The following is a 22,931-nucleotide window of genomic DNA, read 5'->3' as shown; positions in this document are numbered from 1 at the left end:
CAATCAGAGTAGGATCAACTGGACAGGTGTTTTATTCACATATTTTCTGGAAGTTGACATCAATGATCCACAGTGTTGAGATCTGAACTTGTTATTATTTCAATAATCATTGTATGATTTTATCGGAATAATAGAGCGAATAAATCAAATTTCGGCCTTTTAATATTCCGATGAGGTGATATACTTTCTTTAAGGAGGTGATAAATCGTGGATTATATCACTGCAAAACAAGCTTCAGTACAGTGGGGCATCTCGGATCGCCGTGTCCGGGTACTATGCGCCGAAGGACGAATAGAGGGCGTTATCAAGAAAGGCCGTTCATATCTCATTCCGGCAGATGCGCTGAAGCCGGTTGACGGACGCAGCCTGAGGGGCAAGGTGATTCCGGAACAATACGTTTCACTTTTCGCCGCCGTTGATGAAATGAAAGCGGAGCTTGACCGTAGACGCCCGCTGACCAGTGGAGAGCTGAAGCGGCTGCAGGATGAGTTCCTTGTTGAGTTTACCTATAACTCCAACGCTATTGAGGGCAGCACGCTGACACTTCAAGAAACCGCACTCGTCCTGGATGGCGTGACGATTGACCGTAAGCCGCTGAAGGAGCACTTAGAGGCGGTGGGCCATCGCGATGCATTTGTTTATGTCACTTCTCTTGTCAGTGAACATGTTCCAATTTCTGAACGGATGATCCGTGAGATCCACGCTTTAGTCCTGATGGATCGACCTGAGGACAAAGGGGTTTATCGGAGAATTCCGGTAAAGATTATAGGTGCCCATCACGAACCTCCGCAACCCTATCTTGTTCCGGTACAAATGGAACAGCTCATTGTGGATTTATTCAATGACCGGCGGCACCCCATAGAAGCAGCGGCTCTATTCCATCTGACTTTTGAAGGCATCCATCCCTTTATTGATGGAAATGGACGCACTGGGCGACTCTTAATTAACCTGATGCTCATGCAAGCAGGCTACCCACCAATAGATGTAAAATTTTCGGATAGGAGACAATACTACGACTGCTTTGACAGTTATTTTCGAAAACAGGATCCTTCGCCGATGGTGATTATGATCAGCGAATATGTTAAGGAAAGGCTCTCTCGATATATAGCATTGTTGAAGGCTTTGAAATAGCCTCACGGAGAGCTTTCATACCGGGACCCGTACCTGTAACCCAACCCAAAATCAATTGAAGTTGGGTGACCATCGGCAGAAAAAGTCTTTGCTCTGGTCTGTCCCGCAAATAGAAAACCTCACTGGCACAGACTAGTTGGCAGCCTCATCTCTTAAACACCGCATTGCAACCTCTAAGTGATTCTTACTATAAAAAAACCATTGGTGAAGCGGCGAACTGGAACAATGAGAATGGAGGGAATTTATGTTTACGGTTTATGTTTACGTTCTGGATACTTTAGCCGACTGGGAACTGGGGTATGTTATTTCGGAGCTGAATTCTGGCCGGTTTTTCAAAAAGGGCGAGCAGCGTGTATCGCTCAAAACGGTTAGTCATTCTCAAGCGCCAATCACTACAATGGGTGGAATGACGATAGTGCCTGATTGCTTAATTGAAGATATTGTTGTGAGTGAAACAAGCGTGTTGCTATTACCAGGCGCAAATACATGGAACGACCTAAAGCATGTCGCTATTATTGAAAAAGCCAGCGAGCTTCTCTCAATAGGCGCTACGGTGTGTGCAATCTGTGGGGCTACTGCAGCGCTTGCCAACTTTGGGCTATTGGATCAGCGTCCGCATACCAGTAATGGACCTGGATTTCTTGAAATGGTTTCTCCCGGTTATAAAGGGCAAAGTTTCTACATAGACAAGCCATCTGTAGCGGATCACAACCTTATTACTGCAAGTTCCACCGGAGCTTTGTTGTGGGCGAAGCAAATTATTGAGCATTTAGGTGTTTTTCAATCAAACACACTGGAAGCTTGGTATGAGTACTTTCGTACCGGTGAGCCTGAACATTTCTTTGCCCTCATGCAAACTTTGCCGTCCGGCAATGAGAGCTGATCTGTGTTTGTCATAAACAGGATTGTCTGTATCTGGTAACAGCTCGGAAGCAGATCCTCAATTCAAACTAACCCATTATCGTACAATCCGATAATGGGTTTAAAAAGAAACAAAGCTTCCATATTTTGTAAATCCGTGCGAGTGTGGGGAAAAGGGACCACCGGCAAAAGCTTCAAAGTGCTGCCTTCCCTGGAATTTGAAGCCACCAGGTCAATCTCTACTTGGTTCTTGCAGCAGCTTCATTGGTTCATCTTCAAATTAATTGAACGTCGGTTTTCACGAAAATCTTACCAAAGGACTGCGTTGAATCCTTTTTAATGACAAAAAAGAAAATGTCATTTTTTTGAGAATCGGTGAAACTTAATTGAAAGTCTCGCGTCTAATAAAGCATTACGCTAATTGGAGGATAAGTTGAATTTCAAAAAAACACTTTCAATGCAGAGTGTCACAACTCAATTTCTGGAAATTAAAGGGAGGATCAAAACTTGAATGCGTTTCCGCCGTTCTCATTATTGGCGGAACTTTGTACTATTGTGGTAAATGTAATTTTCTGTGTAACCGTCAAATGCCAAACGAAAAAACCTGTGCATTCAGCAGTACGTTACTTTTATACGATGCTGAAATAGATCTTTTTTAATGTGGATCGTTACATAAAAAGGAAACTATCAACCTTTCACTTTCCATGACAAGGAAAGTGAAACCTGGATGCAGGCTTATTCCAACAATTGAAAATGAATGAAGAGATTATGGAGGTAATTAAAATGACAAAAAAAACTATTGCTTTACTACTTGCGGCGCTTATGATACTTACTTTGGGAGCCTGTTCAAAGAATGTAGCGTCTTCAACTACAAACGCTAATTATGAAGGAAGTTTGGAAGACCTGATGTCTGCAATTTATGAAATAAATCCAGTTGAACTTAAGCTCGGCCCAACAACAACTATTGACTTAGGTAATGCGGATAATTTAATCTATTTTCTTGGCTTATCCGACGCTGAAGGTATAAAAGAAGCCGTATCATCTGAACCCATGATGGGTTCGCAGGCATATTCTATCTCTTTGGTTCGCGTAGAAGAGGGTGCTGATATTGACACATTAAAGCAGAATATTCTTGATGGCATCAATCCAAGAAAATGGATTTGCGTTGGAGCGGACAAGGTAATTGTAACCAATTACGGTGATATTATCGCTATGATTATGACTGACAGCAACTTATCAGCGACCTTGACCGACGATCTATATAATGCATTTGCCGAAGCAGTTGGTGGAGAAACCGGTAAAAAGCTGGAGCGCGCAGCAGAATAAAAAAGAAACATGCCTGTGCCTGGTTGACGCAGGCATGTTTCTTTATATGGAGGACGTTTTGAAATGTTGTTTTCAAGTATTGTTTTTTTATACTATTTTCTCCCCTGCGTGCTTCTTTTGTATTTTATCTCTCCCAAACGTATGAAAAATCTGGTTCTTCTAAGTGCGAGCTTATTTTTCTATTGGTGGGGTGAACCCAAATATGTATTATTGATGATTTTCACTATTCTACTGGGCTATGGTCATGGCATATTGATTGATAAATTCAGAGGTGATAAGGCATCAAAGGTATTTCTTATTTCCTCGGTATCAACGAGTATCATGTTGCTCGGATTCTTCAAATATGCAGATTTCTTTATAAAAAATACAAATGCCTTATTCAGCTCATCGCTTTCACTTTTAAATCTCGCACTTCCAATAGGCATCAGCTTTTATACCTTTCAAACGCTCAGCTACACTATTGATGTGTACCGGGGAGATGCGAAAGTAATTAAGAACCCAATCAACCTTGCAACTTATGTGGCTTTGTTCCCACAGCTTATTGCGGGTCCTATTGTCCGCTATACAACGATAGAGGAAGCGTTAAATCACAGAACGCATAGCCTCGATGACTTTGCTTATGGCGCATTTCGTTTTGTAGTGGGCTTGGCTAAAAAGGTTTTGATTGCGAATGCTCTTGGTGAGTTGTGTGAAATCTTTCTTGATTCAGGTGAAAAATCGGTGCTCTTCTTCTGGGTGTATGCAATTGCATTTTCACTTCACATTTACTTTGATTTTTCAGGATACAGCGATATGGCAATTGGTCTGGGTAGAATTTTTGGATTTCATTATTTGGAGAATTTCAACTATCCATATGTCTCTAAAAGCGTCACAGAGTTTTGGCGCAGATGGCATATGTCATTAAGCACATGGTTCCGTGACTATATTTATATCCCAATGGGAGGCAATCGTGTAAAAGTATCCAGATGGTTATTTAATATCATTGTAGTTTGGATGCTTACAGGCTTTTGGCATGGCGCTGAATGGAATTTCATTGTATGGGGCTTGTTCTTTGCCCTTTTTCTCATTATCGAAAAGCTGTGGATTGGAAAATATCTCGAAAAAGCGCCATCTGTTCTAAGCAGATTTTATGTGTTGCTCTTGGTTGCAGTCAGCTTTGTAATTTTTAACGCAGATGGAATGAAGGAGGCAATCACCTATATATCTGCAATGTTCGGCACACAGGGCTATCCGCTCATCACCGCAGAAACATTATATTATTTACGCAGTTATGCAGTAATCATTGGGATTGCGGTTATTGGTTCAACACCATTTATCAAAAATAGCGTACAACTCTTGCAGCAATATCATGCCGCAAGGCGCATCTTAAATACCGTCGAGCCCGTGGTTATGGTCGCTCTTCTCCTCGTGATTACGGCATATCTCGTTGACGGTTCGTTCAATCCATTTTTGTATTTTAGATTTTAGGAGGCAGTGATGAACGATAAAACAAAGAATAAAGCAGTCACTTCAATTTTTATCTTCTTTTTTGCAGTGGCCGCCTTGCTCATTGTTTTACATGAGCAAAATGAAACATCTGAAAATGAGAGAAGAAAGTTGTCTTTGATGCCCAGACCCTCTATAGAAAATATGCTTTCCACAGAATATATGACGGACTTTGATAAATACGCCCTTGACCAGTTCCCCTTTCGAGACAACTTCCGTGAGCTAAAAGCCATTACACAATTTTATGTTTTTCAGCAGAAGGACAATAATGGCATATATATCACAAATGATACTGTGTCAAAAATTGAATATCCACTAAAGGAAAGCTCTGTTGTTGATGCAGCGAAGAAACTCTCGTATATATATGACTTCTATCTCGCAAATGAGAATACCAATGTATTCTTTTCAATTATTCCAGATAAGAATTATTTTTCAGCATCTGAAAATGGTTATCCCGCCATGGATTATGATAAGCTTGTAGCACTGATGCAAGAAAATATAGACAATATGAAATACATCAACATATTCGACTGTCTTTCCATTGAAGATTATTATGCAACTGACACCCACTGGCGGCAAGAAAGGCTTAGCCGTGTGGTCGAACGTATAGCTGCTGAGATGCGTTTTCTTGATAGACTTAAAGAAGAGTTTACTATCAATAAATTTTCCCCTTTTTATGGCGTCTATTACGGTCAAGCTGCGCTGCCCATAGTACCGGAGACACTTTATTATCTGACAACTGATATTATTGATAACAGTAAGGTTTATAACTATGAAACGAGTAAATATACCGGAGTTTATGATATAAATAAACTTGACAGCAGTGATCCATATGAGATGTTTCTTTCGGGTGCAGTCCCCCTTTTAACCATAGAAAATCCAAAAGCCCAAACTAACAAAGAATTGGTGATTTTCAGGGATTCCTTTGGCAGCAGCATTGCACCGCATTTCGTAGAGGCTTATAGCAAAGTTACACTGATTGATATCCGATATATTACAAGTGATTATTTAGGCAGTTTTATTACCTTTGATGATCAAGATGTGTTGTTTTTATACAGCACCCTTGTTCTAAATAATAGTACAATGTTGAAGTAACTTCGAGCTGTGTGAAAAGATTGCCCGTAATTGGTACGGATCCCCCGTACCGATCCCCCATACCTGGTAACAGCAGTGAAGTTGGCGAAGTTGTTCGTGCAGGAATCCTGATATATCAAGGCATACAAAGCGAGGGCCCCAGTTGCTGCGGCGAAAGAAGGGAATTTGTTTAACGCTGTCGTTCGAAAATATTACCTAATACGAGATCTGGATCATTGGAGGGCAGAAAAATGGGATTGAAAACGGGGTTAATTAAAGGTGGAAAAATAGTTGCTCACAAGCTTGCTCCGGATGTCGTGAATTTGGGCGCCAAAATTGGTACTGAGATCATAGAAAAACAGAAAAGCCTCGTCAAAATACCAAATCTGAAAGATGTTCATATTGACGAAGCGCTGCGAATATTAAAAGATGAACTCAACTTAATTCCAACTTCAGCAGTAGCGAAACCTAATATTGCGTATGCGAATGAAAGTGAAAACGAGGTCGTGTACTCTGAACCCAGATTTGGCAGGCGCGTTAATCCCAAAACAATGGTGAAGGTTTACTATCTTACTCAAGAGGTCATTGATAAGAGCAAAGAGCTGCTGGATAATTCAGTTCAAGAATTCAAAATGCCAGTAGTCGTTGGCCTTAACATAGAGGAGGCGCGTGAAGATCTCCAGGGATTAGGATTGAGAGTCACTGAAAAATTAGAGAAACCCAATCTGAAATTCGTCAATACAGTGGATGGTCAGGTCACGAGAGTGACGCTTCCGGGCGATAAAAAAGTCATTTCAAAGCTTAAAACGGGTGATCGGATTTGTCTCTATTTTGTCAACGAGGAAGTTATTTTAGAGAGCAAGGCCATAAGGGACCATAAGGAACAAGAAAAGCAGGCGCTCATCGATAAAGTTGGGCAAGTTGCACAAGGCGTAGCAAAAGGCATCCACACCGGGGCTGTAGAAGCCCCCCGCCATATTGCAAAAGGTATAAAAACACCTTTCAAAAAGAAAAAAGTTCGTGATGTTAAGAGGAAAGAAAAGTAGCTCTGAGTTAGTGAGGCTACAATTGCTTGATGAATTAATTGTCGAGGCCGGGACATGGGCAGTATTCGAATCCGTTGGACCATTTCCGGAAACGCTGCAGAATATTTGGGGGAGGATCTACTCGGAATGGCTGCCATCCTCGGGCTATGAGGTCGTAGAAGGCCCCGAAATTCTATGGAATGAGAGTCCGGATATCAGTAATCCGGAGTACAGGAGTGAGATTTGGATTCCGGTTAAAAAAAAAGGACTAAACGAAAGAGGCTCAATGACATGGGGAAGCTGTCATTGAGCCTCTTTGTGGTATTATGGCGCGCGAGCGCTTGAACATCAATTTTCAATATACTATGTGGAAGTGGCGTACAGGAACCATCGGCAGAGTCTTTGCTTTGTGAAGGATCTGGTGGCAGCTTTGAAATTATTAGTTGCGCACACAACGTTCTGGTGATATAATTCAGTATATCAGTTGTATGCACAACTTACGATGAAAAGAAAGAAGGGGTTATATGACGCATTCACCTGAACAATTGGGTGATTTAGTTGTCGGCATTTACAAAGAGTTGAAAGCAAAGACAGAAAAAAGCCTCAAAGCGTATGGGATAGGAATGGGACAGCTGCAAATTCTGATGCTTTTTTATGCACATCAAAGCAGCAGTTACTCTCAAAACGAGCTCGTTAAATTACTGAACATAGACAAAGGAAACATCAGCAGAAATGTTAAGAAGCTAATGGACAAAGCGTATTTGGAGCAAGTCCCCGAGCACTCAAAAATGTATCAGTTGTCTGCTCAAGGAAAAATGATCAAACGGGAAATTATGACTACTTTTATGTCGCTTCATCAAACTATGACGGAAGGGGTATCAAAAGAGGCGCTAACGCAAACCGTTATGATCCTGTCCAAGATCTCAGTAAACCTGGAGGCGCTCTAATGAGGGTTTCGATTATATATTTCAGTGGAACCGGCAACACTAAAAGCATTGCAATTGGTTACGGTCGGGCATTAGAAAAAATGGGACATGATGTATCAATCTCATCCATAGAAAAGGTCTCTACGCTCGAGGAACACGATGTTCTCATTATTGGGGGCCCTATCTATGCAGGTAATATGCCTCATGAGCTGATCCATTGGGTGAGAAAAAATATACCAAGAGCTACAGGCAACAAAAGCGCAATCGTTTTCTCAACTTCTGCAGGTCTTGAGAATGCAAATGGAGTCAAGTCTATTGGCAAAAAGCTGGCACGTAGAGGCTATGCCATCATAGATTTAACAGTTTTTGAAATGCCAAGAAATTTCTATGTGGAAAAATATGATCCAACGCCTGAAACCATTCAAAAACAACAGTTCAAGGATGCCGCCCAGAAAATTATCAATTCAGTTGGACATATTCATAATACTACCCCACGTATTGTAAGGGATTCTGTGTTCATAATTGACATGCTGGCAGATCTTTTCAGCATCATGGCAAAATCAATGGGGAAAAATTTCGCGATTGATGAAACCTGTCTATCGTGTGGTACTTGTGAGAGGGATTGTCCAAAGCAAAATATATCATTCAAAGATAAAAAGTATCATAACCGCTGTATTCTTTGTACACGCTGCATCCACAATTGCCCAGTCAATGCAATTAGCTATAAAGGCAAGAAAATCGAATCCTATAGAGTTCATAATGAAATTTACTTTGATGAGGAGCTGCTGCAATGACAAAAAAATTATTGTGTCTGTTATTATTGGTCTGGTTGCGGGACTTATTGACTTGATTCCATTGGTTATGGTCAGAGTGCCGCTGCTTAATATGATTTCAATTCTGATGTTTTGGATTATAACCAGCTATTTCGTTGCTAATGTGACATTGTTTAAAAACGCCCTGCTCAATGGTTTGGTGCTATCAACCCTGAACATGCTGCCATTGGTCGTGGTCATTTATACCATCAATCCGAAGGATTTTCTGCCTATGCTCTCAATGGCGCTGATCCTTGGCCCTTTGGTCGGTTATTTGAACGGTCGTTTTAATCGATCGAGTTCATGAAGACAGCAGGGCCGGCATCTGATAATTCCGGTGAAGCTGGTTAATTAGTTTAAGCAAGAATGGCTTTTGCCGATGGTCGCATGTCCCAACCAAAATAAATTTAGACGAGTGACCATCGGTATTTAAGTTTTTGCTTTAAAGCATTAAAGCATTTCAAAAAGATGATTCAGAACGTTTGTTCTTCGAAGCTTTTGGAGATATAATTAGTTTAGCTACAACGTACCTGATGAAATCTATATGGGAGGCTAAGCAATGTCAAAGAAGCCGGCTAAAGAGGTTATCCATGCCAAAGGATTCGACATTTCCATTTACACTGAAGATTTTCAAAACGAATACATTTCGCTCACGGACATTGCAAGATACAAAAGTGATGAGCCCAATGATGTTATTAAGAACTGGATGAGAAATAGGGACACGATTGAATTTCTAGGTTTATGGGAGAATTTAAACAATCAGAATTTTAAACCCGTCGAATTCGACGGGTTTAGAAAAGAAGCAGGACTAAATGCATTCACAATGTCTCCAACAAAATGGATTAATACAGTAAATGCAATTGGCATCGTCTCCAAATCAGGGAGATATGGTGGTACATTTGCCCATTCGGACATTGCCTTTGAATTTGCATCATGGATCTCTGCAGAATTTAAACTGTACATCATCAAAGACTATAAAAGGTTAAAAACGGATGAAAGCAGCAGGCTTTCATTAAGTTGGAATCTCAACCGTGAAATATCAAAGCTAAATTATAGAATCCATACCAATGCAATAAAAGAAAATCTTTTGCCGCAGGAATTGACAGCGTATCAAATATCCACAACTTATGCCAGCGAAGCAGATGTCCTCAACGTAGCGCTTTTTGGAATGACGGCAAAACAGTGGCGTGATGAGAATGTAAGCTTCAAAGGGAATATTAGGGACTATGCAACTTTAAATCAGTTGCTGGTTTTAGCAAATATGGAGAGCTATAATGCTATATTGATCGAACAAGGTAAGCCCCAAGCTGAAAGACTGCAATTATTAAATAAGCTTGCAATACGTCAGTTGAAAGCAATCGAAGAGATTGGAACAAGTGAAATTAAGACGCTTGAAAGTGAGTGAGGGCATTTTGAATCCTCCCATCGGCTTCATTGATGGTGATGGGTTCAGTATGAATGAATGGAGGTTCGCGCACTATGAAGCTAGATGGATTTGGGATCTTCGTCAAAGACATGGCGACAATGGTCCGCTTTTATAGGGATGTTCTGAATTTTGAAATCCAAGAAGAGGATAACGCATCAAATGTATATTTGATCAAGGATGGAACCTTGTTCTTATTGTATCGTCGGACAGACTTTGAAAAGATGACAAACAGAACCTTTGGATATACGAATAATATTAATGGACATTTTGAAATTGCCTTAAGCGTTGAAAACTATGAAGCGGTGGACTTGGCATTTAAAGAAGTCGTATCAAAAGGAGCAATCCCTGTTTTGGAACCTGTTACCGAGCCTTGGGGCCAGCGCACATGTTATATATCTGATCCGGAAGGCAATCTGATTGAAATTGGTTCCTTCAACAAGTCATGAAGTCAAGGCAGCAAAAACAAGACCAGATGATCCTGGTGATTTAAAAAAATTCGGTGGTGAAAATTATGTATAGCTATCAACGTACATCAAAGTATGATCAGCACTTTCTGTCTCAGAATTTGATGGGCCCAAACGCTATGCTCATGCTTGACGAAATCACACAAAGCATTGAGCTCACGAAGGGAATGCGTGTTTTGGATCTGGGCTGCGGCAAGGGGTTAACCTCCATATTTCTGGCTAAAGAGTACGGCGTGCAAACCTTTGCGGTGGACTTGTGGATCACAGCGACCGAAAACTATCAGCGCTTTCTCCAAATGGGTGTCGCTGACCTGGTGATCCCCATTCATGCTGACGCAGCGGAGGCGCTGCCTTTTGCCGACGGGTACTTCGATGCGCTGATCAGCGTGGACGCCTACCACTATTTCGGAAACAATGATGACTATTTTGAGAAGCTTTTGAAGCCCCTGGTCAAAAAAGGCGCACCCGTTGCAATTGCAATCCCTGGCACAAAAGAAGAGCTGAACGGCATTATACCGGAGGCGTTAAAGCCATTTTTAGATGACGAGGGCTTTGCTACACTGCACTGTATGGCATGGTGGACGCAAATTCTTGAGAAGCATTTGGACGACTTTGAGATCAGGGAAATGGACTGTACGGACACGGCGTGGCGTGACTGGCTTGCCGCCGACCATCCAATGGCAAAGCAGGACATAGAGATGATGAAAGCCGATGGTGGCCAGTATCTGAATCTGATCTCGATTACGGGAAAGAGGAAATAGCAATCTTTGAGTTTCCAATTGTTTAATTACATGATGAACTAATGAAACGTACGACTGAAGGAATGAGGTTGTGAGATGAAAAAGGCTGGCAATGTCTTTGGGATCATCACGGGGATCGGTATGATTTCAATGTGGGGAGTACTATTTGTTACTGGACAAATTCAAGAATTGAACACAGAGCCGCTTCGAATAAGTGCGCATATTTTATCGGAGGGGCTGACGGCTATAGCATTACTGGCAGGCGGGATATTGTCACTAAAGGGGCACGACTTGGGAAAACGAATGCACTTAATCTCCCTGGGCATGCTGATGTACTCTGTCTTGACGGCAGGCGGATATTACTTACAGCTGAATGATTTGGCCATGACCGGGATGTTCGGGGTGCTCTTTGTGGCGACGGTGGTTTTCGCTTGTGCTAATCTCTCTTGAATCCCGATGTAGAGATCAGGTTGGAAGAACCTATATGTCAGGCATAGAAACAAAAAAACATAGAACTCGTTCACCAATTGATCTTAGCCCGTTGTCTGGATATTGGGTTTTAATAATGAAGTGGTGTAATATTTTGTAATGTTGTGAGAGCGTAAGAAACAGGAACCAACCATCGGCAAAATCTTTAAGCTTTTATAGCTTCAGGTGGCTTTACCTTAACAAATGATTATAGTGGTTTTCTGAAAGTCTGCTACAGTATGTTTTTTAGCTTCATCATAAGCTGTAGGGTGAAGAGGCCTTCAGAGGACGATGTTGAGCAGCCTGTCAACGCTTGAATCTTGTTGAGCCTGTACCTCAGAGTCTCCACATGTATATGGAGTTCCTCAGAGGTTTCTTTTTTACTCATATTATGGTTGAAGTATTGGAATAAGGTATCCAAGAGAACGCCTTCATTCTGGAGATCGTAGTCCTCAAGTTTGAGCATGATCTCATTGTATTGCGTGATCACGGTAGGGTCGTTTTTGAGTGGATTGATGAGTCGGAGAGTTCCGATTGATTCATAGGTGAGGGTTTCTCCGGGTTTGTTAATCAGGGCGGTAACAACACATTCGTCCTGAACTTTGGTTAAGTCCGCAAGATTTTGGAAAGGATTTGATAAACTCACCGATAAGGAAAGAATGGAGTTTTGAATGCTGAATTTAAATCTTAGTAAATCGATAAGCTCATAAAGCCGGCTTTGTGAAATATTATTAATAAAGATCAAAAAGATATCATTACTTTCACCTATTAGAAATGTCATGTTTTTATCATAAATTTTTAGAAGTGTATTTAGATCGCGCTGAATAATTTCTGCACCGGGCATTTGACTTTTATCGGTGTAAAACTTCAATCCAATACCATAAGATAGTCGCTTGTTATCCCACTTTATATTTGCAGTTACATTCTTCATGAAGTCATCAGTCAGATCCTTGTCTTGAATTATTAGGCTTGTTATCATTTTCTTTATACGGATTTCGTTAAAGATATCAAGATCCACTTTTTTCATATTCATGCCAATAATCTTTGCACCATGGTTAAGCATATGTCGGATCAAATTATTGAATGGAGAAAGTGAGAAAGCATGGATGGCACCCATTTGATTATCATCAAATTCGACTGGGATTTTGATCCGATAGAAATTATCCTCATGAAAAGCAGTTTCGAGATCGGTTTCTCTGACAAGCTGATGATTGATGGTGTGATGGAGAAAGGAATTGTGGATCAACTGGTCGGGTCCTGCCAGGACTATTGAGAGGTTTCCCAGATGCCCTAAGGCCTCCAAGACACCGTTAGCATCTTTTTTGTCCAAGACTAAATCAAGCAGCTTCTCATGTGTTTTTTTGGTCTCGAGGAGATAGGCATTCGATTTATAGAAAATGGCTTCATAGAATCCGGAAACTAACTCTGTGTAGACCTTGCTCTTAGGTAATATTACAAGAGGGATGCCAAGTTGATCTGCCCGTTCCCTCATGGCTACTGGAATTTCATCGAGAAAACGACCTTCTTTTATGGCAATACCTGAACACCCACGCTCATGAATTTTGTCGATCAGCTTATCCTTGATATCTGGGGAATCCTTAAAAGCATAGCCTGCAGTAAGTATGAACTCACCTCCAATAAGCCAATCCAAACCATCCGGTGTTTCCCAGACAACGATCGAGGTGCATTTGTTATCCAGGCCACTGCTACCGCCAATTAGTCTTGATGTACTCATAGATGAGAGGCTCAACAGTTCCCTGATTGTTATAAAGTTGCCGCCGCAGTCCTGATTGATTGTTGTGACATCTTCATTGAACATACTTTTATACAAGTCAATAATTGAATTCATATCCTTCTCCTTGCCAAGCATTCTAAGATAGGGTAACCACTATTTCTGATAATTCTACTACATATGATTATGGATATCCATAAAATAAATTCTTAAATATTCATGAGTATGAGAATATTAAAACATGGAATTTTCAGATATATTAATTTATATTAATAATTCAAGTTGGATAGACCAGGATGAAGAAATACATATCAACGAACTTCTGTGGACCGACTTGAGTTATCATTGTTAGAGGGCTTTTATAATTTCCTGGGAAGAACATCAAAAAGGGGGAGTAACAAAAATGAAGAAAAAGCTTATGACATTGCTGAGCTTGGTTCTGATTGTCAGCATGGTGCTGGCAGGCTGTTCCGGCGGAGCAAAAGAGAACGGGGAAGCACAACCGCAGCCATCTGAACAACCGGCCGAAGTCGGTGAACCACGTGATGGCGGCACACTGACGATTGCACTTTCAGCTTCTCCGAAAAACCTTGATCCGGTCAAATATACCGGAACTTATGAGTCGCAAATTATTCAGAACGTTGGCGATACTTTGGTCGCCTATAGTATGGACCTCTCAGAAATCGTCCCTGCTATTGCGGTTTCATGGACCGTAAGCGATGATGGTAAGGCGTACACATTCAAACTTAGGGAAGATGCGTACTTCCATCCTGGGCAGTATCAGGACGGAAGACAAGTCGTTGCTGAAGACGTCAAATACTCACTTGAGCGTTCTTATGAACTGTCGGCAATGCAAAGACTTGATATGATAGAAAGCGTGGAAGTGGTCAATGATTTCGAAGTAATCGTCCATTTGCCTGAGCCAAGCGCTGTCTTCCTGACTGCACTCACGAATTCTGGAAACATCATCGTGCCAAAGGAAGAAGTTGAAGGCTGGTGCGATGATTTCGGCAATCATTTGATTGGCTCTGGTCCATTCATCATGAAGGAATTTAAACTGGATGAAGAAACAGTGCTGGTGAAAAATGAGAATTACTGGGCTCAGAAGCCTCATCTGGATAGCGTTGTATTTAAGGTTATCACAGACATGAGCCAGAATGCCAACGCGCTTAGAACTGGCGAAATTGATTTCGCACAGAACTTGACTGGTGAAGCAGTGAAAATCATTCGCGATGACGCGACAGTTAACCTACTTGAAACACCAGGACTTCACTTCGCTTATATTTACTTTAATATGCTCAATGGTCCAACAACTGATATAAAAGTCCGTGAGGCACTCATAAAAGCGGTTGATACAAAGGAACTGGTAAAAGGTATTTATCAGTATGGCGAAGCCCAGCCTGCAAGCCTGCCACTACCTCCGGGCTCGTGGGGCTATGATGCTTCAATTGAAGCTGATGTGCCAAATTATGATCCTGAAGCTGCCAAAGCTCTTTTGACAGAAGCTGGTTTTCCTGATGGCTTCAAGACAAAGCTATACATTTCAAACACTCCAGCACGTGTAAGAATGGCGACCATTGTTCAACAATACTGGAAGCAAAACTTGAACGTGGATGTAGAAATCATGACGTCCGAGTGGGGTACATTCAGTGAAATTGCATCTAAAGGAAACGCTGACATTTTCGCTATGTCATGGACGTGGTATCCGGATCCGTTCTTTTTCCTGAATAAGATATTCCATTCCGGTGCGATCGGATCCCTTGGTAATGGACAAGGTTTCAACAATGCTGAAGTAGATAAACTATTGGACGAAGCACTTGTCATTACAGATCAGGATGAAAGAGCCAAGCTCTATAGTGAGGCAGTCAGAAAGATCATTGCTGAAAGACCAGGCATTTTCTACTCCAACGAGAATGTTACATGGGGTGTTTCTCCAAAAGTCCAAGGCCTTGTGCAAAGAGCTGACGGAAGTATTTTCCTGGTCAATGAAGAAGTCAATGTTTGGCTAGCTGAATAGCAATAACTGATGCATTAAAAAGGGCTTAGAAGGGCATAGAGTTCCCTTTTAAGCCCTTGCTTTTTTTAGGAAGTTTCAAATAGGAAGTTGAAAAAGGTGGTGCAATCGTGGTTAAAACGATTTTTCAAAGATTAATCCAAATTATACCGACGCTGCTGATCGTTGTGACAATAACTTTCATTTTGACGAGAATGATACCTGGAAATCCTGCGGCTGCCATGTTGGGGCCACAAGCTTCCGTTGAGGAAATTCAGAAGTTGACTGAAGAATTGGGATTAAACGACAGTATGGGGCAACAGTACATGCGATATCTTGGTGATATTTTTAGAGGCGATTTTGGCAGGTCGTATTCTTACAATGATTCCGTGCTGAATCTGATTTTGAATCGATTACCAAATACATTGTTAATATCCATCACGAGCTTGATAGTCGCAATCATGATCTCCATCCCTCTGGGCATTCTATCTGCTATCAAACAGTATTCTATCTTTGACTATGTGGCCATGATCATGGCTCTCGTCGGTGTCTCGATGCCAATCTTTTGGTTGGGACTCATGTTGGTGCTTGTATTCAGCGTTGGTCTGGGGTGGCTGCCTTCGCTTGGCATGGGAAGTATGGACAAAGGATTATGGGATGTAATCAGTCATATGGTCCTCCCTGTCGCTTGCCTGGCGACCATTCCGACAGCGACATTTACACGGATCACGCGCTCCAGTATGTTGGAAACCATTAACAATGATTTCATTAAAGCCCTGAGAGCAAGAGGCTTAAAAGAAAGATCAATTATTTATAAGCACGCCCTGAAAAATGCACTTCCTCCAGTTATCACAGTCATTGGAATTCAGCTTGCAGGCGCATTTGCAGGTGCTATTCTCACCGAGACCATCTTCTCGTGGCCAGGTATGGGTACCCTGATCACTGGGGCAATTGAAAACAGGGATTATGTCCTGGTTCAAGGTGCTGTTTTGGTGACGGCTATGGCATTTGTCTTTGTCAATTTATTTGTTGACTTGATATATATGGTCGTCAATCCTAAAGTCAATTATGAAGGCAAAGGAGGCGGCGCATAATGAGTCATAAAAACGATATGTTGAGCAGTGATGCCCATTTCAAGATGCTTGAAAAGGAAAGACGTGCCAATAGTGCCTGGAACAAGATCAAGAGAAACAAAACCGCCATGTTGGGTCTCGCAATAGTGTCATTCATGCTTTTACTAGTTATTTTTGCAGATGTTTTAGCGCCGCATGATCCTAATGAGCTTAGATTGGGCAGCACTTTCCTTAAGCCCGGGAGCCCCGGTCACCTTTTCGGAACGGACGAGTTCGGTCGGGATCTATTGAGTCGGATCATCTATGGCTCCAGGATTTCACTTTTCGTAGCTGTAGGCGCTACCTTTGTAGGGGCCACTATCGGTATTCTTCTGGGCTTGGTATCAGGCTATGCGGGTGGTGGATTAGATGTCTTCATAATGCGTATCATGGATGGCATGATGGCATTTCCTTTTATTTTGCTGTCCATCATTTTGATGACGATCTTGGGGACGGGTGTGTTTAATGTCATTTTGGCTGTGGGTATAGCCAACATTCCGAACTTCGCCAGGGTGGTAAGAGGTCAGGTACACGTGGTTAAAAACGAAGACTACTGTAATGCTGTGAAAGGGATCGGTGCATCACATGGGCGAATTCTATTCCACCATATCCTTCCGAATATTTTATCTCCCATAATTGTCTACGCGACCTTAAATACAGCTGGCTCTATCATATCCGAAGCCGCTCTAAGTTTTCTTGGGCTTGGAATCATGCCACCGCACGCTTCTTGGGGAAATATACTCAGGGCGGGTAAGGAAACCCTAAATACGGCACCGCATGTAGCGACCATTTCTGGTTTGTTCATCCTCGTTACAGTATTGGGCTTCAATCTTCTGGGGGATGGCATTCGCGATATTCTCGATCCTAAAATGAAGAAGTAGGTGAGATTGTGGACTACAAACAGATTGTTCAAGAGAAAATAGATGACCTGATGCCTGAGCTTGTGGCTTTGTCAGATGAAATCTGGCGAAACCCTGAGTATAATTTTCAGGAGCACAAAGCTTGTGCTGCTTTTTCATCATTACTGAAAAAGCTTGGTTTTGAAGTGGAAACAGGCGTTGGGGGGCTGGAAACGGCCGTCAGGGCGACTTATTCCAGTAATAAAGAAGGGCCACACATAGGTTTTCTTGGCGAATACGATGCAGTCCCTGGAATGGGCCATTCTTGCGGGCATAATTTAATGGCGGCAATGGCCGTAGGCTCAGGTGCCGCTATCAGAAGTATTATTGATGAAATGGGGGGGACAGTCACCGTTTTCGGAACCCCTGCAGAAGAAGGTGGCGGAGGAAAGGTCATTATGCTGGAGAATGGCGCGTTTGATGCACTGGATGTTGCCATGATTCTTCATCCGGCTAATGAAACCGTCGTTAATGACATCAGTTATTCAAAAACAGATGTGTTGGTTGACTTCTACGGAGTCAAATCGCACGCGGCTACTTGGCCTGAGGAAGGCGTCAGCGCGTTGACGCCGATTCTCGAGTTATTTAACTTGATAAATGCGATGCGACTTGAGATAGCGGATCGCGGAAAGATCCTTGGTGTTATCACTAAAGGTGGAGAGGAGCCAATTTTTATACCGGATCACTGCCAAGCAAAATTTACGGTTCGATCTTTCAATGGGGATTATAAATGGAAGCTATTTAACTCGCTGATCAAAACATGCGAAAGTCTGGCTGAGATCACTGGAACGCGCTTCGAATATAGGGTTGAGGGACCGTCATATGAGGACATTCGCAACAATCCTATCTTGGAGGAGCTTCTGCAGCGCAATTTTGATAGTCTTGGTGAGCTCGTTATGCCGAGGAGAAAAGAGCTTGGCATAGGATGTACAGATATGGGCAATGTAACACATAAGGTTCCTGGATTTCAGTCCTATATCCAGGTCGTACCAGAGTTAAGAGGTCATACGCCGGAGTTTGAGGATGCGGTCGGTGGTCCTTATGGACAAAGAGCTATAAACATTGGTGCGAAGTCAATGGCTATGACAGCTGTTGATGTCCTGATGGACAAAAACACGCGTGAAAAAATTATGCGGTCTTTCAACGACATGAAAGCCCATTTTGGATGGGAGGGATAGGTTTGGGAGAATTGATCCTGCAGGCTAAAAACCTGAAGACATATTTATATCTTGCCAGTGGTGTAGTTAAGGCCGTCGACGGGGTTAGCTTTGATTTGAAGCGGGGTATGACGTTAGGTATTGTCGGAGAATCCGGTTCAGGGAAAAGTATGACAGCTTCTTCTATCATGCGGTTGCTTCCTAAAAATACTGGGAAAATTGTGGAAGGGGAAATCCTTTTCGATGGAAGAAATGTTTTGACTTTGAGTAAGAAAGAGCTCTTGGAATATCGTGGTAAAGAGGTTTCGCTAATCTCTCAAGACCCTATGACGTCCCTTGATCCAGTGTTCAAGGTTGGCTATCAGATGGTCGAAATGATACGAGCTCATAGGAATGTGACGGTGGAAGAAGCCAGGGCGATCAGTATTGACTCCTTGAAGAAAGTGGGCATCCCAAATCCTGAAAGTCGAATGGACTCATATCCCTACGAGCTATCTGGGGGGATGTGTCAGCGCGTCATCATTGCTATGGCCATCAGTGCTCAGCCGAAGCTTGTTATAGCAGACGAGCCGACAACCGCACTGGATGTAACGGTACAAGCCCAAGTACTGAACCTGCTTAAGGAAATGCAGCGCAACTTGAATACTTCCATCATGCTAATTACTCACAATTTAGGGATTGTGTGGGAAATGTGCGATGAGGTAATGGTGATGTATGCCGGAAAAACTGTTGAGCACACGACAGCCAGGAAATTATACGCTGAAGCGCTTCATCCCTATACGTGGGGGCTTTTGGATTCCATGCCAAAGCTTTCTCAAGATTCGAAAACTGAATTGATCACGATCCCTGGTACGCCTCCGGATTTACGCTTAACGGGTGGATGCTGCAACTTTTACAATCGTTGTCCTTATGCTTTGCAGGTTTGCTCTGAAAGGGTGCCGGAGCTTATAGAAGTTAATCCGGGGCACTTTGTTGCCTGCCACCGTCAGTCAAAGGATAGTACCCTGGAAAGAGTGGGGGTGAAGATCAATGCCTAATGAGCCAATTATGAGCGTAATAAACCTCAATAAGCAATTTAAACTGAGGAAAAGTAAGTTTGGTGAGCATCAAAAAATCCTACATGCGGTTAGTGACGTGAGTATAGATGTCTACAAGGGCGAGACTTTGGGAATAATCGGAGAATCTGGATGTGGAAAGTCGACACTTGGCCGTTGTCTGGTACGTCTTCATACAGCAACATCAGGGAAAATTCTGCTAAATGGCTTGGATATCAATGAGAAAAAAGGTGAAGCACTTAAAGCACTTCGCAAAGAGATTCAAATGATTTTTCAGGATCCGTATTCCTCATTAAATCCAAGGAAGACGGCTGGTCAAATAATTGAAGAACCTATGGTCGTTCATAAATTATTGGACAAAATCCAGCGCCGGGAGAAGGTTATCTCTCTAATGAAAGAAGTGGGTTTAAATGAACAGCATATCCACCGCTTTCCACACGAGTTTTCGGGAGGACAGAGGCAACGCATAAACATTGCAAGAGCATTAGCGCTTAATCCTGACATTATAGTCTGTGATGAACCTGTATCAGCATTGGATGTATCTGTTCAAGCCCAGGTCCTTAATTTGCTCAATGATCTTCAGAAGCAGCATAATTTAACTATGGTATTTATATCGCATGATTTGAGCGTAATCAAGCACGTCAGCGATAGAATTGTCATTATGTATTTGGGGCGTATTGTGGAGCTTTGCAATGCCCAGGAAATTTATACGAATCCGAAACATCCTTACACTCAGGCGCTGCTGTCTGCTATACCTCCAGAGAGCCCCTTTGAAGAGACACAAAAAATCCAGCTTAAGGGTGAAATCCCAAGCCCAATTGGGGAACAAAAGGGATGTCCTTTTGCGAGCCGATGCATGCATGTTATGGATCGATGCCGAGTTGAAACGCCGAAACTGAAGACACTGGAGAAGGGCCACCAGGTGGCATGCTATTTATATTAGGATTACATGAAAATGATATAGATGAGGATTTAATAGGAGGATAAAAATGAGCGTGACAAAAGATGAACTCTTGAAAATCGCTACGAGTCGAAGTAATGAGTTGATTGAATTGACCGCTAAGCTGATCCGGATCAATAGCGAAAACCCAACGGGAAGCCAGCGAGAAGTTATTGATTTTGTTAAAAAGTATCTTGAGGAATCAGGAATAGAAGCTGAAGAATTGAAAGCTAATGAAGCTTTCCCGTGCGTTTTGGCTAAAATAGGAAATGATGAGGGGCCCAGCATCATCCTTAATGGGCACGTAGATGTTGTCCCAGCCGGAGATCTGTCCAAATGGAGATTTGATCCTTACTGTGGAGAAGTTACAGATACGCTGATTTTAGGGAGGGGAACCTCCGACATGAAAGCTGGCGTCGCGGGAATCCTATTTGCAATGAGGCTCCTTAAGGAATCAGAAGCGCCTATTAAGGGGAATGTCCGTCTGCATATTGTTTCTGACGAAGAATCTGGTGGCCAATACGGGACCAAGTGGTTATGCGAACAAGGTTACTCCGACCAAGCAGATGCTTGTATCGTAGCTGAGCCCACTTCAAACTTTACGATTGAAATCGGTCAGAAAGGATCAAATGAACTGGTGCTAAAAGCCCATGGAACTTCAGCGCACGGAAGCCTTGGCAATTATAAAGGTGATAATGCAATCATTAAGCTCACGAAGGTTCTCCAGAATATTGGAAGACTACATGAAATCAGAGGTCAATTCAGTCTCGATCAAGCTCAGGCCCTTGAAAACTCTAAATATATTGCGGCAAGCAAGCTGGAAATGCCTGGTATTGAAAATGTTATTGACCATGTGACGGCAAGTGTAGGCATTATTCAAGGTGGCACCAAGTTAAATATGGTGCCGGATTACTGCGAAGCGCGCGTGGACATACGGCTACCTATTGGTGCCGATGTGACTGAAGTAGATAGAGCAATTCAAACTATTATTGATGATAGCGATGTAGATGGCGTTGAGTATGATGTGACTTGGAAAAACTTCGGCAATAGCACGTCCATTGATGCGCCTATTGTTCAGGCAATCAAGAAGTACGCAGAGGAAATATGGGATATCAAAGTATTGCCTGCCTATCAATGGGCTTCGAGTGATGCCCGTTATTATAGGGAGAAAGGAATTCCAACCATTCAATACGGACCAGCCAATACAGAAGGCATCCATTCATACAATGAAAATGTGGATATACAAGATGTCATAAATGCGAATAAGATTTATTTGCTTTCTCTGTGTGACCTTCTTGGTATAAATTAGAGAATCAAAATATAGAAAATAGAGTTACAAATAGAGACTCTAGGAGGATAGGGCATGCTTATAAAACAAATTATGGAAGTGTACGAATTGATAGATTCAGCCTCTGCAAACGGTAATGAGATGAAACGTTATCTTGAGAATTACGGGGCTAAGGATGTCGAGGTCAAGACAATAACAAGTGAACAAGGAAAGACCGACTTCATTAGAGTTACTATACAAGGGACCAGAGGGAAATTAAAAGGCATGGACGCACCTACTATTGGAATACTTGGCAGGCTCGGAGGAATCGGTGCGCGACCAGAGATGATTGGCATGGTATCGGATGCAGATGGTGCTGTGATCGCGATGGCTGTAGCTGCAAAACTTCTCGACATGCAGAACAAGGGTGACTTTCTGGATGGCGACGTAGTGTTATCAACACATATATGTCCAGATGCACCAACTCAGCCTCACAAGCCGGTTCCTTTCATGGGTTCGCCAGTAGATATGGCTACTGTCAACCAGGAAGAAGTTAGTGGAGATTTGGATGCCATCTTGTCTGTGGATACAACGAAAGGAAATCGTGTGATCAACCACAGAGGGTTTGCTATTTCGCCGACTGTTAAAGAAGGGTATATCCTTAAAGTCAGTGATCATTTGCTTGACATCATGCAATACACCACTGGAAAATTACCAGTAGTTTTCCCACTAAGTATGCAGGACATAACGCCATATGGCAATGACGTTTATCATATCAACAGCATTCTTCAGCCTGCAACAGCAACAAAAGCTCCGGTAGTTGGTGTTGCCATAACGACAGAGGTGGCTGTTCCCGGTTGTGCTACAGGCGCGAGTCACCCATTTGATCTCGAGCAGGCGGCACGTTTCACTCTGGAAGTTGCAAAGGAGTTCGGCAGAGGAAATTGCGGATTTTATGACCAACAAGAATTTGATCTTCTCACCAAATTATACGGCAATATGCACCAGCTTCAAACCCTCGGCAAGAAAGCGTAATGC

Annotated in this window: 23 protein-coding genes; 22 read left to right on the top strand and 1 reads right to left on the bottom strand. The window is 42.4% G+C overall.

The annotated features are described in order from the left end of the window. Positions 1-207 precede the first annotated feature (207 nt). The 14 genes from BLP63_RS12915 to BLP63_RS12850 all read left to right on the top strand — a co-directional run bounded on the left by BLP63_RS12915 (position 208) and on the right by BLP63_RS12850 (position 11,720). Positions 208-1,131: a Fic family protein gene (locus tag BLP63_RS12915; protein WP_092592235.1), complete on the top strand. Its 924-nt coding sequence runs from the start codon at positions 208-210 to the stop codon at positions 1,129-1,131. A gap of 244 nt (positions 1,132-1,375) precedes the next feature. Beyond that, on the top strand, positions 1,376-2,014 hold the full coding sequence (locus BLP63_RS12910; protein ID WP_092592233.1) for a type 1 glutamine amidotransferase family protein: 639 nt from the start codon (positions 1,376-1,378) through the stop codon (positions 2,012-2,014). 761 nt (positions 2,015-2,775) lie between these two features. Next, a complete protein-coding gene (locus BLP63_RS12905) occupies positions 2,776-3,318 on the top strand; it encodes a hypothetical protein (protein WP_092592231.1) in 543 nt (180 codons plus the stop codon). Positions 3,319-3,381: 63 nt separating this feature from the next. Then, positions 3,382-4,785 carry an MBOAT family O-acyltransferase gene (locus tag BLP63_RS12900; protein WP_092592229.1) on the top strand — a complete coding sequence of 468 codons (1,404 nt, stop codon included), beginning with the start codon at positions 3,382-3,384 and terminating at the stop codon, positions 4,783-4,785. A gap of 9 nt (positions 4,786-4,794) precedes the next feature. Continuing rightward, positions 4,795-5,898 (top strand): DHHW family protein, encoded by a 1,104-nt coding sequence (locus BLP63_RS12895; protein WP_092592227.1) that lies wholly within the window; start codon positions 4,795-4,797, stop codon positions 5,896-5,898. A gap of 230 nt (positions 5,899-6,128) precedes the next feature. Then, on the top strand, positions 6,129-6,923 hold the full coding sequence (locus tag BLP63_RS12890; protein ID WP_092592225.1) for a PASTA domain-containing protein: 795 nt from the start codon (positions 6,129-6,131) through the stop codon (positions 6,921-6,923). 22 nt (positions 6,924-6,945) lie between these two features. Beyond that, on the top strand, positions 6,946-7,212 hold the full coding sequence (locus BLP63_RS12885) for a GyrI-like domain-containing protein (RefSeq protein WP_330387160.1): 267 nt from the start codon (positions 6,946-6,948) through the stop codon (positions 7,210-7,212). A gap of 214 nt (positions 7,213-7,426) precedes the next feature. Then, positions 7,427-7,849: a MarR family winged helix-turn-helix transcriptional regulator gene (locus BLP63_RS12880; protein WP_092592223.1), complete on the top strand. Its 423-nt coding sequence runs from the start codon at positions 7,427-7,429 to the stop codon at positions 7,847-7,849. Further along, positions 7,849-8,622, top strand: coding sequence for an EFR1 family ferrodoxin (locus BLP63_RS12875; protein WP_092592221.1), 774 nt, complete (start codon positions 7,849-7,851; stop codon positions 8,620-8,622). Before BLP63_RS12880 ends, BLP63_RS12875 begins: the two co-directional genes overlap by 1 nt. Continuing rightward, positions 8,588-8,947, top strand: a complete 360-nt coding sequence (locus BLP63_RS12870; protein ID WP_139159832.1) for a hypothetical protein — start codon at positions 8,588-8,590, stop codon at positions 8,945-8,947. The genes BLP63_RS12875 and BLP63_RS12870 overlap by 35 nt, the downstream gene beginning before the upstream one ends. Before the next feature lie 252 nt (positions 8,948-9,199). Next, a complete protein-coding gene (locus BLP63_RS12865) occupies positions 9,200-10,045 on the top strand; it encodes a KilA-N domain-containing protein (RefSeq protein WP_092592217.1) in 846 nt (281 codons plus the stop codon). Between the two features lie 74 nt (positions 10,046-10,119). Beyond that, positions 10,120-10,512 (top strand): VOC family protein, encoded by a 393-nt coding sequence (locus tag BLP63_RS12860; protein WP_092592215.1) that lies wholly within the window; start codon positions 10,120-10,122, stop codon positions 10,510-10,512. A gap of 65 nt (positions 10,513-10,577) precedes the next feature. Continuing rightward, complete coding sequence (locus BLP63_RS12855; RefSeq protein WP_092592213.1) at positions 10,578-11,291, top strand: SAM-dependent methyltransferase; 714 nt, start codon at positions 10,578-10,580, stop codon at positions 11,289-11,291. A gap of 75 nt (positions 11,292-11,366) precedes the next feature. After that, positions 11,367-11,720 carry a hypothetical protein gene (locus tag BLP63_RS12850; RefSeq protein WP_092592211.1) on the top strand — a complete coding sequence of 118 codons (354 nt, stop codon included), beginning with the start codon at positions 11,367-11,369 and terminating at the stop codon, positions 11,718-11,720. 250 nt (positions 11,721-11,970) lie between these two features. On the opposite strand, the gene BLP63_RS12845 is transcribed toward BLP63_RS12850, so the two are convergent. Continuing rightward, positions 11,971-13,587 carry a PucR family transcriptional regulator gene (locus BLP63_RS12845; RefSeq protein WP_170829452.1) on the bottom strand — a complete coding sequence of 539 codons (1,617 nt, stop codon included), beginning with the start codon at positions 13,585-13,587 and terminating at the stop codon, positions 11,971-11,973. Between the two features lie 286 nt (positions 13,588-13,873). On the opposite strand from BLP63_RS12845, the gene BLP63_RS12840 reads away from it, so the two are divergent. From BLP63_RS12840 to BLP63_RS12805, 8 genes are all read left to right on the top strand, one after another. After that, on the top strand, positions 13,874-15,487 hold the full coding sequence (locus BLP63_RS12840; RefSeq protein ID WP_092592207.1) for an ABC transporter substrate-binding protein: 1,614 nt from the start codon (positions 13,874-13,876) through the stop codon (positions 15,485-15,487). 107 nt (positions 15,488-15,594) lie between these two features. Next, positions 15,595-16,557: an ABC transporter permease gene (locus BLP63_RS12835; RefSeq protein ID WP_170829451.1), complete on the top strand. Its 963-nt coding sequence runs from the start codon at positions 15,595-15,597 to the stop codon at positions 16,555-16,557. Beyond that, positions 16,557-17,456, top strand: coding sequence for an ABC transporter permease (locus BLP63_RS12830; protein WP_207646472.1), 900 nt, complete (start codon positions 16,557-16,559; stop codon positions 17,454-17,456). The genes BLP63_RS12835 and BLP63_RS12830 overlap by 1 nt, the downstream gene beginning before the upstream one ends. An 8-nt stretch (positions 17,457-17,464) precedes the next feature. Beyond that, complete coding sequence (locus BLP63_RS12825) at positions 17,465-18,652, top strand: M20 family metallopeptidase (protein WP_242870911.1); 1,188 nt, start codon at positions 17,465-17,467, stop codon at positions 18,650-18,652. Positions 18,653-18,654: 2 nt separating this feature from the next. Beyond that, positions 18,655-19,668: an ABC transporter ATP-binding protein gene (locus BLP63_RS12820; RefSeq protein WP_092592205.1), complete on the top strand. Its 1,014-nt coding sequence runs from the start codon at positions 18,655-18,657 to the stop codon at positions 19,666-19,668. Continuing rightward, entirely contained in the window at positions 19,661-20,629 is a 969-nt protein-coding gene (locus BLP63_RS12815) for an ABC transporter ATP-binding protein (RefSeq protein WP_092592203.1), read from the top strand. Before BLP63_RS12820 ends, BLP63_RS12815 begins: the two co-directional genes overlap by 8 nt. Before the next feature lie 46 nt (positions 20,630-20,675). After that, positions 20,676-21,935, top strand: coding sequence for a M20 family metallopeptidase (locus BLP63_RS12810; RefSeq protein ID WP_242870910.1), 1,260 nt, complete (start codon positions 20,676-20,678; stop codon positions 21,933-21,935). Positions 21,936-21,989: 54 nt separating this feature from the next. Further along, positions 21,990-22,928, top strand: coding sequence for a DUF1177 domain-containing protein (locus tag BLP63_RS12805; RefSeq protein WP_092592201.1), 939 nt, complete (start codon positions 21,990-21,992; stop codon positions 22,926-22,928). Positions 22,929-22,931: the final 3 nt, after the last annotated feature.

Source organism: Acidaminobacter hydrogenoformans DSM 2784, assembly GCF_900103005.1.
Lineage (GTDB): Bacteria > Bacillota > Clostridia > Peptostreptococcales > Acidaminobacteraceae > Acidaminobacter > Acidaminobacter hydrogenoformans.
The sequence above is the reverse complement of the archived record's forward strand: the minus strand, read 5'-3'. Positions and strand labels throughout refer to the sequence as shown.